The following is a 12,570-nucleotide window of genomic DNA, read 5'->3' as shown; positions in this document are numbered from 1 at the left end:
GATGAATGACGTCCAAGCGACACGCGCCCGTAGCTCAACGGATAGAGCATCTGACTACGGATCAGAAGGTTGGGGGTTCGAATCCCTCCGGGCGCGCAGTATAACCCCGACTCACATCAGAGAGTCGGGGTTTTTCTCTTCCACACCGAGCACCACCCCGAGGCTAATAGGCCACACCCCCAATTCCAGCCAAAGCATGCAGACGCGGACTTTCCCGTGCGAGAGCATGGCCATCCCAGAATAAAGACACACTTTTTGACACTTAACCCACTCTTGACACGCAACCCTCACCGTCCAGCCCAGAGTCGCAACTCGTCCGCGATGCTCAGTTTTGGATTGCCGAATCGGAGCTCAGTTTTCAACTGCCGCTCATCGGCGGCAGCGGCCAAGGCATAGTCGGTGGTTAGCGCCTCGGAGTAGCCCGTGCCCTGCACGGGCTAGCGGCGCCAGGACTGTCGCAGGGTTGACATGCGCCCTCACAGATCTGCACGTCGCCCACGGAGCCCACACAACGACGGGAATGTGGCCCCTTGCATTGCGTTACAGTTGCATCACAATTGCATATATGCGTTGCGCTTCTGCGGATATCAGACTAAGGTGCCAAAGAAATTGGCGGATTTTCGAAGATGTTTTACCTCGACTTGAGAGCCAGTCAATTTACTCCTCGCATGATCATTGCATTAATGCAGAAATCTTGTATTTTTTACTATAGAGTGAGTCACATTTGGAGTCTGAAAATTCTCTGGGGGATTCACCGTAAACGCCTAGCCGGTGCCGATTACTCGGAAACGAGGAAAATTTTCGTTATTTAACTGTTATTTGTACGGTTCGCGGGAAGTTTGGGAGTCTTGTCGAGGTTGACCCGCGTGTGGAACAATTCGCGATTCACGTCACACCCGGTCCTTATGCGCACTACGTAAACCAGCAGTACTGAAGTTATTGATTTAGAAGTAAGGAAAGTAGATGAAGGGTCTCCGTTGCGAGAACGTCTACAAGGTTTTTGGGAAGGATGCGGCCAAGGCGACAAAAATGCTCCAGCAAGGAGCAAGCCTTGACGAAGTTCCCGACGACGTTACCGTCGCAGTAAACAATGTGAGCTTTGAGGTTGAGCCTGGCGAAATCTTTGTCGTTATGGGCCTGTCGGGCTCCGGCAAGTCCACCCTGCTCCGCACCCTGAACGCTCTCGGCCCAGCAACAGGCGGCAAGATTTACATTGGCGATGACGAGATCACGTCGATGTCGAAGAAGGCGGTACGTAAGCTCCGCGGCGATTCGATGTCGATGGTGTTCCAGCACTTCGCCCTGCTCCCCCACCGCACCGTGATCGACAATGCGGCATATCCGCTGGAGATTGAGGGCGTCGGTAAGGCTGAGCGCCTTGAGCGCGCAAAAGAATCTTTGAAGACGACCGGCCTTGAGGGCTGGGAGGATAACTACCCGTCCGAGCTGTCGGGCGGCATGCAGCAGCGTGTGGGCCTGGCTCGCGCACTGACCGCCGATGCACCGATCCTGCTCATGGACGAGGCGTTCTCGGCACTTGACCCGCTTATCAGGCGGGACATGCAGGAGCTACTCCTGGAGATCCAGGAAGCTAAGCGCCGCACCATTATCTTTATTACCCATGACCTCAACGAGGCCATGTTTGTCGGCAACCGCATTGCGGTTATGAGGAGCGGTTCTGTTGATCAGATCGGCACGGCCGAGGAGATCCTGACGAACCCGTCGAACGACTACATCGAGCGGTTCGTCCAGGACGTCGACCGTTCCCGCGTCATTACCGCTTCATCGATCATGGTGAAGCCCATGACCCGCCTGTACATGAATGACGGCCCGAACGTTATTCTGCGCAAGCTTGAGGAAGTTGCTTCCCCGGGCGGCTGGGTAACAAACGGCGGTTCGCGGGTCCTTGCTGGCGCTGTCTATGCGGATGAAATCGTTCAAGCTCTCCGCAAGAACCCGCGCCTCAATTCGATCGAAGAGCTGATTCACCCGATTCACCCGGGTGTCGGCCCCGATACTCCGCTCAACCAGGTTGTCGCCCCTGCGGCAAGCGATCGACTCACGGTTCCCGTCGTCTCTGAGGACAACCGTCTGCTCGGTGTGATCCCGAATGTCACGCTCCTGCGTGCACTCGGCCAGGAGGATGTTGTTATGCCAGTGGATCTCAGCGCTAATTCGGCTGCGAGTGCGTCGTCCGCCGTCGAGGTCGATCACGATGCCGTTGAACTTTCTCAGGAGTCCGCGGCAGGGAATGAGGCTGATGCTTCGTTCGATGCTGATGGCACGACCGGAGAGGAGATCAAGTAATGGCTGACGATCTTCTGTTCAGAATCCCGCTCGGCGAGTGGGCCGATAAGGCCGTCGAATGGGCCAAAGCAAACCTGAGATCCATCACGGACTTCCTTTCCGATGATGTGCTAAACCCGATGTACGACTTCCTGCAGAATCTCCTGCTGACTCCGAACTTTGCGTCAATCGGCATCATCGTTGTTTTGATCCTCCTTCTGTGGAGGGGTGCCAAGGTTGCACTGTTTGGAGCTGGCGTCGTCATGGCCAGCTACGTGGCAGAGACCTGGATTGTCAGCTCTGGCGCCGTGGGATTTAACGTATTTGTTCTTGCCGCTCTGTTTGTCGCGGGCGCTGCACTCGCCTATTCCTGGAGGCACACCGCACTTGCTGTGTTCGCCGGTATCGGCGCATATCTTGGCTTCCTTTCGAAGACCTGGATAGCTGCTAGCGATGGCCTTGAGGTTAATCCCTATGTCCTCGGTGTTATCTACATTGCGATCGCCGTTGGCATCTACTTTTGGAAGGGTTGGCAGGCTGCTGTCGCCGGCCTTGCTGGCATTGCCCTCGGTTGGGCAACAGAGGTATTGATTGCTGACGCCACAGGCCTTGGCCTCAACGCGTACATCCTCGGCGGCATCTATGTCGCAATTGCACTGGGCGTGTACTTCTGGAAGGGCCAGAAGGTCGCACTCGCCGTGTTTGCCGCACTGGCTCTTGCCTTCGTGATCGAACGCTGGTTCCTTGTCACCTACGAGCTTGACGGAGAGCAGCTCCACGGCGTTGATTACCTGCCTGAATGGACGATGATTGCGCTCCTCGTCTTCGTTGCCTATGCAACGAAGGGTTGGAAGCTTGCTCTCGGCTCCGCTCTCGGCTTCGCCGTGATCTACGGCGTCGACCAGTGGGAGAACGCGATGGCGTCCTTCGCGCTCGTCCTCGTCGCCACGATCATTGCGATCGTCATCGGCCTTCCGCTCGGTATTCTCGCCGCTAAGAATAAGTACGTGTCCGCGGTAGTCCGTCCCGTTCTGGACTTCCTGCAGACCATGCCGGCGTTCGTTTACCTCATTCCGTTCGTCATGCTGCTCGGCATCGGTGTCGTCCCCGGTATCGTTGCCACGGTCCTCTTCGCGATTGCTCCCGCCGTCCGCTTCACGGAGCTCGGCATTAAGCAGGTCGATAAAGAGGTTGTCGAGGCAGCCCACGCGTTCGGCGCACACCCCGCCCGTATTCTTGGTCAGATTCAGCTTCCGCTGGCGAGGGCCACAATCATGGGTGGTATTAACCAGGTCATCATGCTTGCCCTGTCCATGGTCGTTATCGCCGGTATGGTCGGCGCTGGCGGTCTTGGCCGTGACGTCTACACCTCGGTCACACAGGTCAACATGGAGCTCGGCGCCGAATCCGGTCTCGCCGTTGTTATCCTTGCTATCTTCCTGGATCGCACCACCGCCGCATTCGGCCGATCCAAGCACGACGAAGTTGGCAAGTAACCACAGTCCCCAGCAGAACCCCAATCCGAACGCAATCAACAACAACCCATGATTCATGGGGAAGGGAAATATGAATTTTCGGACGAAGAGAACCGTTGCCCTAACCACGGTGGTTGCCGCCGGGCTGCTTGCAGCTTGCGGTAGCGACAACGGTGACGCCGAAGAAACAACAACCGCAGGTGGTGACACCTCGGGCAACACGGGAGAGATCCACATTGGCGTTCCTGCCGGCTGGGACGAGGGCGTCATCATTTCGAACATGACGGCCGTAACCCTGGAAGAACAGGGCTACGACGTTGAGCTCACCGACGCAGAGATCGGCGTAATCTTCGCCGGTATCGGCAGCGGCGACATGGATCTGCTCATGGAGGTCGCACTGCCGACCCTCCACGCTGATTACGTCAACGAATACGAAGACACGATCGAGGACCTTGGTTGGTGGTACGAGGAGAACATCTCCAACGTCGCAGTCAACGCCGATGCTCCCATCGACTCGCTCGACGAGCTCGCCGAGAACGCCGATCTTTTCAACAATGAGATCATCGGTATTGATGGCGGTGCTGGCATTACCCGCCTCACCCAGGAAGAGGTCATTCCGACCTACGGCCTGGAAGGCATGGAGTTCAAGATCTCCTCGACGGCCGCGATGCTCGCTGAGCTCGATGCCGCTATGTCCGAGGGCCGCAATATCGCGGTAACGATCTGGAACCCGCACTGGGCGTACGACGCGTACGACATCAAGAACCTTGAAGACCCCGAAGGAGCATTTGGCGAACCCGATCAGCTCCACACTTTTGCCCACGAAGGCTTTAGCGAAGAATTCCCGGAAGTTGCTGAGATGCTCGGCCAGGTTCACCTGTCCGAAGAGGATCTCAGCCGCGCCGGTAACTTCATCATGAACGAGAACGGAGATCAGGACACTTACGAAATGACCTCCCAGTGGCTCGACGACAACCCAGAGGTTAAAGAGCGCTTCACGCTCGATGCAGAAGACTGACCTGCTCGCGGTTAACTCCCGCGGATAACGACCTCTCGACGAAAGGAATGAAAAGATGATGATTCGAAAGAAGGCAGGTGTAGCGCTTACCGCTGCACTAGCAATGTCAATGCTCGCCGCATGTGGCGATGACGAGTCCGCCGACGAGACCGCCGGCAACGACACCACCGAAGGCACCGAAGAGACCGAAGGCGACGACACCACCGACACGGAGGGTGACGACACCGAAGGTGATGACGCGACCGGTGGCGGCTCCGACGAGGAAATCCTCATCGGTGTTCCGGCTGGCTGGGACGAGGGCGTTGTCGTCTCCCACATGGCCGAGATTGCTCTCGAGGAGCAAGGCTACGAAGTTGAGCTCATGGACGCTGAGATTGGCGTGATCTTCACGGCTCTCGCAGATGGCGACATGGACCTTCTCCTTGACGCGTGGCTGCCCGTCACCCACGCAAACTACATCGAGGAATACGGCGATGACATCGAGGAGCTCGGCGCATGGTACTCCGATGCGAAGCTCGCTCTCGCAGTGAACAGCGATGCCCCGATCACCTCGATCGACGAGCTCGCTGAGAACGCTGACGTATTCAACAACGAGATCATCGGCATCGACGGTGGCGCTGGCCTGACCCAGACCACCCAGAACGAGACCATCCCGACCTACGGTCTTGAGGGCATGGAATACAAGATCTCGTCCACCGCTGCTATGCTCGCTGAGCTCGATGCAGCCATGTCCGAGGGCCGCGACATTGTCGTAACCCTCTGGTCCCCGCACTGGGCGTACGGCGCCTACGACATCCGTGACCTCGAAGATCCCGAGGGCACCTACGGTGGCGCTGAGGAGATCCTCTCCTACGGCCGTGCTGACTTCACCACCGACTACCCCGACGTTGCAGAGATGCTCTCCAACTTCGAGCTGACCGCTGAAGAACTCTCCGATCTCGAGAACTACGTTCTCAACGAGAACGCAGACCGCGACACGGCAGAGACCGTTGCCGAGTGGATGGAAGAGAACCCCGAGGTTGCTGACCGCATGAACGTTGGTAGCGCTGAGTAACATCGAGCACCACTCAGAAGAAATCTGAGTAATAAGCTCAACCAGGTGGGGCCGCGAAAGCGGCCCCACCTCGCATCTCAAAACACTCCTTCTCCGCTTCTCACCTACGTTTTCCACCCAATAGGGCCAAATTGGGACTTTAGTCCCACCACTACGAGTTTTCACCGGCACTCCGGGGAAAGGTAGCTGCCGGGGAGTTTTTCGTTGATATCTTCCGTATAACTTCTTACCGGAGGTCAACAATTGGCGATCAATCTTCGCTAGCATCTCCGTATTACGAACGTGGCATCACCCCGGGCAGAGTCGCCCGGCGCAGCCCTTTTTGCGCCCCGCTTTCCGGGGTAATACCACTCGGCACCGATGACGGTCGCCGAGAGAGGAAAGCATGAGCCAAATAACCGGACAGACGATCGCTCTTATCGCCTACTTCATCATCATGATTCTCATCGGATGGTGGGGGTATCGGAAGACGCAGGACTACGACGACTACATGCTGGCGGGCAGAAAGCTCCACCCGATCCCAGCAGCGCTCTCCGCGGGCGCCTCTGACATGTCGGGCTGGCTCCTCATGGGCCTCCCCGGCGCTATCTATGCTGCGGGCCTCGTTGAGGGCTGGATTGCCGTGGGCCTCACCATTGGTGCCTGGCTGAACTGGAAGTTCATTGCTCCCAGGCTCCGTTCTTACACGGAGATCGCTCGGAACTCGATTACCGTCCCCTCGTTCCTGAATGCACGCTTGGCGGGAACCGGCCGCGCCCTGCGGATCTCGGCCGGCATTATCTTCCTGGTCTTCTTCATCTTCTACATTTCCGCCCAGCTCGTCGCATCGGGTAAATACTTCGAGTCAGCCTTCGGTTGGGACTACATCTGGGGCATGATCCTCGTCTGCGTCATCGTTGTTCTCTACACCTTCGCTGGCGGCTTTATTGCCGTTGCTTGGACGGACATGGCGCAAGGTCTCTTGATGATGGCGGCACTGCTGATTGTTCCCGTCGTTACCGTCATGCAGTTCGACGGAGGTGTCGGCGAGACCACCGACATCATCAACAATGCGGAGCTATCAGGTTCCGGCATAGCCAACGGTCTCGATCCGTTTGCGAACCTGACCATCATCGCTGTCCTGGGTGCTATCGGCTGGGGCATGGGTTACGTAGGTCAGCCCCACATCATCGTGCGTTTCATGGCCCTGCGTACCCCGCAGGATGCTGTCACGGGCCGTCGCGTTGGCATCGGCTGGATGATCCTCTCCGTCGGTGGCGCCGTTCTCACAGCCGTTGTCGGCATCGCCTACTTCCATCCAGAAACCGATCCACTGGCCGACCCGGAGACGGTCTTCATTTCGCTCACGGGAGCGCTCTTCCATCCGCTTATTAGCGGCTTTATTCTCGCGGCTGTACTCGCTGCCATTATGTCGACCATCTCCTCCCAGCTGCTCGTGTCCTCCTCCGCTCTTGTCGAGGACGTCTATTCGGGCATCACCGGCAAGGAGATGGGTAGGCAGAGCGGCACCATGTGGGGACGCGTTGCCGTTGTTATCACAGCTATAGTCGCCGCGCTCCTGTCGATCACTCCATCTGACACGATTCTTGATCTTGTTGGCTTTGCCTGGGCTGGCTTCGGTTCAGCCTTCGGCCCCGTTATCATCCTTGCCCTCTTCTGGAAGCGCCTCACTTCCAGGGGAGCCATGGCGGGCATGATCACCGGTGCCGTGGTCGTTTTCGTCTGGGGCAATGTGGATGCCGGTGGCATCTTCGACGTGTACGAGATGATCCCGGCATTTATTCTCGCCCTTCTCGTCACCTGGGGTGTTTCCCTGATAACCCCCTACAACGAGGCAATTCAGTCCGAGATCAATACCGAGTTTGACCGCGCGGTCGCCCTTACCAAGAAGTGGGATCCCGCCGGGGCCAAGACCGCTTCCGGCAAGCACTTGGACGAGAACCCGCCTGCACCAGCACAGTGAGGTCAGCGGCCTCATAGTCTCTAGCGCGCAAGCATCCATCTCAGATGCAAGACCCTCTGGTCCGTCCCTGATCCCCCTCTGCCCAACGCCAGTCCGGTGAGCAGAGGGGGATCAGCACGATGCTCATACGTCTCCGTTACGATGTAGCGGTGCCCGATCAGTCTGCTCCTCTCACGCCCTGCCATTACTTCAATGAGGGCCTGTGCCGGTCATGCACGCACTTGGCAACGCCCTACGAGGAGCAACTTGCTCAGAAGCAAAGCTTCTCGGAGACCATCCTGGAATGCGATTCTTGGCTACCACCTGTTGCCAGTGCAGAGTTCGGATTCCGTAATAAAGCCAAGATCATCATTGCGGGAACAGTTGCCGAACCAACTCTCGGTATCCTGCGGAACGGCGCCGGCCAGGACCTGCGGGACTGCCTTCTTTACAACCCGATCATCACCGAGGCACACGAACCGCTGACCGAGTTCATCACCAGAAATAAGCTCACCCCCTATTCGGTTCCAGAACGGACCGGTGAACTGAAATCGATTATTGTCACGGCTAGTCCACACGGCAGGCTCATGGTTCGCTTCGTCCTGCGCTCCCCCGACTTTGTCGAACGCATTTCCAGCGATCTGGATTGGTTGGCAGAGCATCTTCCGCTCGATGTAGCAAGCGCCAATATCCTTCCCGAGCACGTTGCCCTCCCCGAGGGCCCAACCGAGATCCACCTGTTTGGTGACCCGCTGTTGGACATGAGCCTGGGCCCATTGGATCTGCGCCTACGCCCGCAGGGATTCTTCCAAACGAACACGGAGATCACCCGCGTTCTGTATGCAACGGCGGCAGCCTGGGCTGACGAGGTCGACCCTTCCTCAGTCTGGGATCTGTATTGCGGCGTTGGGGGCTTCGCAAAATCGATGGCAGCGCCATGGCGCACTGTTACCGGGGTGGAGCTATCCGAGGAAGCGGTTATCGCCGCGGGCGGCGCACCACTATTTGTGGCCGGGGACGCTGGGCAATGGGCGCGGGAGCAGGGCACTGTTCCCGATCTGCTTGTTGTGAATCCACCGCGCCGAGGGATCGGTGACCTTGCCGAATGGATTCGTGATTCCAGCATCGACCGGGTGCTCTACTCGTCCTGCAATCTCGTCTCAGCCGCAAAAGACATTGAGATCATGGGTTTCAAGGCCGAACGGGCACAGGTGTTTGACATGTTCCCCCACACCGATCACCTGGAGTGTTTGATTATGGCGGTGCGGGAGGCCGGCCAGCAAGCTAGCGACCACCCCAATAATTCAGCAACCGCAAATGGTTTCTGAGGTTCCATTTCAGGTTCCATATCCTAAGCAATCCACCGGCAGATCATTAGATCGAACCAACGAGTGCCGCGTTCTCTCCGGTACCTTTTCTCTCGAGGTGGATAACGGTGCCAGTCGACAGCGTGAGTTCAGTTCCGCCCGGGATCACCGCTCCGGTAACAAGTACATGCGAGGCGAGCTCAAGCAGGACTCGCTGGAGGTCTTCCGGCGAATCACCGGTCAGGAGAAACTCGTCTTTTCCAACATCGGCAAGTCCTTCGGTAAATCCGTGGAGCTTCCCCATTCGTTTAGCCAGACCAAGTTGAACGAGCGCTAGGACGGGCGGGGAGCCGTCGGGGGTTGTTTCAACAACTTGGCGGTAGAAGGCAGGTTCGTAAACGGTGCCATTTGCGAAGACTCCAACGACATGTGAATCAATGAGGGAGGAGACGAGACGGGTGTGGTCCCATGCTCGTTCAAGGAAGTCTGCTCCTGCCGTCTCGATTTCCAGGCTGGCGACATGATTGTCGGTAACTTCTCTGGCTGCTGGCCACAGGTAGGCTCTGTCGGCAATGGGGCTAAGCTTGTCCTGCTTGGGCCCGGGAGTGATCCGGGCCTTTTCGTGGAACAGGACGCCATCCTCAACGGTGCCACCAATCGTCCTTGCCAACCGGTCAATGTCGACGGGTTCGGTCAGGAGCAGTGTCGCAACGAGACTTCCGGCGGCTTCCCTGCCTTCTGCAACTGCCCCGCTTGTGAGGGCACGATCCATGGCGGCAATGAGGGCCGTGGCATCCTGACCAAAGTTGTCAGTCACAGGTTCGTAGGACGTGATGGTGTGCCCAGTGAGCGTAAGACCATCCCCGAGGTAGCCGCCGGCAACACCGAGCAACCAGTCCTCGGATCCCGGGAGACGGAACTGCATCGCGAAGAAAGTGACGCCGGGGCCGTCGATACGGCCGAGCACGTCAACTTTGTCGGGCCGGTGGCCATCGCGAACCAGCCAGTCCCTCATTTCCCGCACAGCATCCTTTGCCTGCTTCTTCAGGGCTTTCAGCTCACTCATGGCATTTTCCTTTTCGTTTGTCTCGTCGGAACCGCTGTGAGCGGGTCCTCCGGCCACGGATGCTTCGGGTATCGACCCCGGTTCTCTGCCCGCACTTGAGAGTACGCTCCCCGCCAAAACGATCCCAGATCATCAGTAACCGCAAGCGGCCGTCCCGCTGGCGAAAGTAGGTGGATCTGTAGGCGGACTCCCCCGGCCAAGAGCGGGGAGTCCTCCCATCCGAAGCATTCCTGCAACTTCATCGCAACGTACGGCTTCTCACCGCCGTAGGTGATCTTGGCCGTTCCACCAGCGGGTGACTCGATTCGTTCGGGGGCGAGCTTGTCGAGCTCTGTTGCTTCGGGCCATGGCAGGAGCCTACGCAGACATTCGGTCGCGTTTGCCTGGAATTTCCCGCCCTCACTCCACCGATCTAACTCGGGCCCTAGCCATTCCTCCACCCGGTCAACCAGCGCCGGATAGGATACGTCGGGCCAGGGCTCGCCGAGGTGATGATGGAGGAAGCCGAGCCGATGTCGCAGGCTGATCGCGTTTTCTGAGCAGCCAAGGAGAGCAATATCGTCCCGCAAGGCGCCAATCACGATTGGACGTGCCGCCGCGGGGTCAATGGTGGCGGGTCTTCTCGACAGCTCGATGGCTCCCAGGCTCGTCACGGACCACGCTTTCACACGACCATTGCTGACCTCGTGGACGATCCGCTCACTTGATCCCATCTCGTGAGCAAGGTCGGAGGCGATGGGGATAGCGGAACGGATCATTGCATCGGCCCTGCCAGTGTCAGTCATGTCGGCGATGGCGAGCCATTCGGATCCGGTGAGCGGTGATCCCTGGGGCAGGACCGCACCTGTTCCCATGGCAGTCAGATATGTGCTCCCACGGAGCATGGCGATTCGGTCCGGGTAGGCGGCGGCAACGACCGCTCCAATTGCCTCATCGGCAGACAACCCTTCGCCATGCCGGTGGGGTACGAGCCCCGCCAGCCTTTTCGCGGACTGTTTCCAGGACTGGGTGGGCCTGCGGATCATGTCCCGCCATGCAACTGCTAGATCAGCCCCGGCTATCTGCTGGTCCTCCTCGAGGAGAGCAATGATCTCGGTGGCTACTTTCGTGCCAATCTCATCATTCAACCGGAGCAGAGCCGCAGCAGTTCTGGGGTGTGCGGGAATGCTTGAGATTTTCTCCCCAAAGGCAGTGATTCCCTCGTCATCCACCGCCCCGAGGCCCTCCAGGATCTTCCGTGCAGATTCAATGGCGGCAACGGGCGGTTTATCGGGCAAGCGCAGATCTTCGACCTCTCCCCACCGCAGAGCCGACAGGAGGAATGATGTGAGATCGGCGGTGCGGATCTCGGGTTCGGGGTGCTCGGGAAGTCTCGACCAGCTGGTCTTACCCATGAGTATCCGGGCCTGACCGGGGCCAAGGCGCCCGGCTCGGCCGGCCCGCTGGGCGGCACCCGCCTTTGATTCACTGACGGTGACCAGCCGGGAGATTCCCGACCGGTAGTCGGTCCTGGGCTCGCGGGACAGCCCCGAATCAACCACCCGGGTAACTCCCGGGACGGTGAGGGAGGACTCCGCTATCGAGGTGGCCAAAACAATCTGTTGTTCGTCGCCCCCGGACAGAATCGCATCCTGTTCTTTCGCGGGAACCGAACCGTGAAGGACTTTCACGTTTGGGTGATCAAGAAGGTTTGCTACGGTATCAATTTCTTTCCTGCCGGGAAGGAACACGAGAACACTTCCCGCGTCCTCGTTGGCCGCTTGCATGGTCTCATCCGCCACCTGCCTGAGGAAGTCCCTTTCAACGCCGTAGATTCCAAGAGGGTTTGGGCCTTGGCGGTAGAGAACGTCAACGGGATAGGTTCTGGCGAAGGCTTCAACGACCGGGGCCTTCAGCAGATCTGACCAGGACCGCGCCGCGAGCGTTGCAGACATGGCAACGATCTTGAGTCCGGTGAGATCGCGGATATCGAGGAGAAGGGCTGCCGACAGGTCCGAATCGAGGTGCCGTTCGTGGACCTCGTCAAGGACAACTGCTCCAATCCCGGCCATGTCCGGATCGGACAGGATCCTGCGGAGGAGAACGCCGGAGGTCACGAACTCGACGCGGGTCTTTGCCGATCGCTTCGTATCGCCTCGCACCGAATATCCGGCAGTCTGACCAACGGGTTCCCCGAGCAGGTGGGCGAGCCTTCGGGCCGCAGCCCGTGCTGCCATGCGCCTCGGCTGGGAAACAAGAACGGTTCCTTCAACGAGCTTTGACAGGTAGGGCGGGACAAGTGTGGTCTTTCCCGTGCCGGGTGGGGCAGATAGCACCGCCGCACCCACACCGGTCATGGCCTTACCGAGGTCAGGCAGGACCTCCCGGACCGGCAGGTCCACATTCTCAAGCGTCTCCACGCTCTCTACGGTAGTCGCTCGGC

General features: G+C 58.6%; 8 protein-coding genes and 1 tRNA gene. 7 read left to right on the top strand and 2 right to left on the bottom strand.

Annotated features, from left to right (window positions below; genetic code table 11):
• Positions 1–23: 23 nt before the first annotated feature.
• From EJ997_RS09970 to EJ997_RS09940, 7 genes are all read left to right on the top strand, one after another.
• Positions 24–96: transfer RNA gene (locus EJ997_RS09970), tRNA-Arg, on the top strand.
• A gap of 867 nt (positions 97–963) precedes the next feature.
• Positions 964–2,307 (top strand): quaternary amine ABC transporter ATP-binding protein, encoded by a 1,344-nt coding sequence (locus EJ997_RS09965; RefSeq protein WP_126704415.1) that lies wholly within the window; start codon positions 964–966, stop codon positions 2,305–2,307.
• On the top strand, positions 2,307–3,782 hold the full coding sequence (locus EJ997_RS13575) for an ABC transporter permease (protein WP_228201475.1): 1,476 nt from the start codon (positions 2,307–2,309) through the stop codon (positions 3,780–3,782). The genes EJ997_RS09965 and EJ997_RS13575 overlap by 1 nt, the downstream gene beginning before the upstream one ends.
• 70 nt (positions 3,783–3,852) lie before the next feature.
• Positions 3,853–4,779 carry a glycine betaine ABC transporter substrate-binding protein gene (locus tag EJ997_RS09955; protein WP_164719934.1) on the top strand — a complete coding sequence of 309 codons (927 nt, stop codon included), beginning with the start codon at positions 3,853–3,855 and terminating at the stop codon, positions 4,777–4,779.
• 55 nt (positions 4,780–4,834) lie between these two features.
• Positions 4,835–5,833 (top strand): glycine betaine ABC transporter substrate-binding protein, encoded by a 999-nt coding sequence (locus tag EJ997_RS09950; protein ID WP_126704413.1) that lies wholly within the window; start codon positions 4,835–4,837, stop codon positions 5,831–5,833.
• 385 nt (positions 5,834–6,218) lie between these two features.
• Positions 6,219–7,796 carry a sodium/proline symporter PutP gene (gene putP, locus EJ997_RS09945; protein ID WP_126704412.1) on the top strand — a complete coding sequence of 526 codons (1,578 nt, stop codon included), beginning with the start codon at positions 6,219–6,221 and terminating at the stop codon, positions 7,794–7,796.
• Between the two features lie 149 nt (positions 7,797–7,945).
• Entirely contained in the window at positions 7,946–9,103 is a 1,158-nt protein-coding gene (locus EJ997_RS09940) for a class I SAM-dependent methyltransferase (RefSeq protein WP_228201473.1), read from the top strand.
• 46 nt (positions 9,104–9,149) lie between these two features.
• Here EJ997_RS09940 and EJ997_RS09935 read toward each other — a convergent pair whose 3' ends face one another.
• Both EJ997_RS09935 and hrpB read right to left on the bottom strand, forming a co-directional pair.
• Positions 9,150–10,148: a hypothetical protein gene (locus tag EJ997_RS09935; protein WP_126704410.1), complete on the bottom strand. Its 999-nt coding sequence runs from the start codon at positions 10,146–10,148 to the stop codon at positions 9,150–9,152.
• Positions 10,145–12,547 carry an ATP-dependent helicase HrpB gene (gene hrpB / locus EJ997_RS09930; protein WP_206501645.1) on the bottom strand — a complete coding sequence of 801 codons (2,403 nt, stop codon included), beginning with the start codon at positions 12,545–12,547 and terminating at the stop codon, positions 10,145–10,147. Before hrpB ends, EJ997_RS09935 begins: the two co-directional genes overlap by 4 nt.
• Positions 12,548–12,570: the final 23 nt, after the last annotated feature.

The organism is Flaviflexus ciconiae, assembly GCF_003971195.1.
In the GTDB taxonomy this organism is placed as follows: Bacteria; Actinomycetota; Actinomycetes; order Actinomycetales; family Actinomycetaceae; genus Flaviflexus; species Flaviflexus ciconiae.
This window is presented reverse-complemented; position numbering and strand designations above follow the sequence as displayed.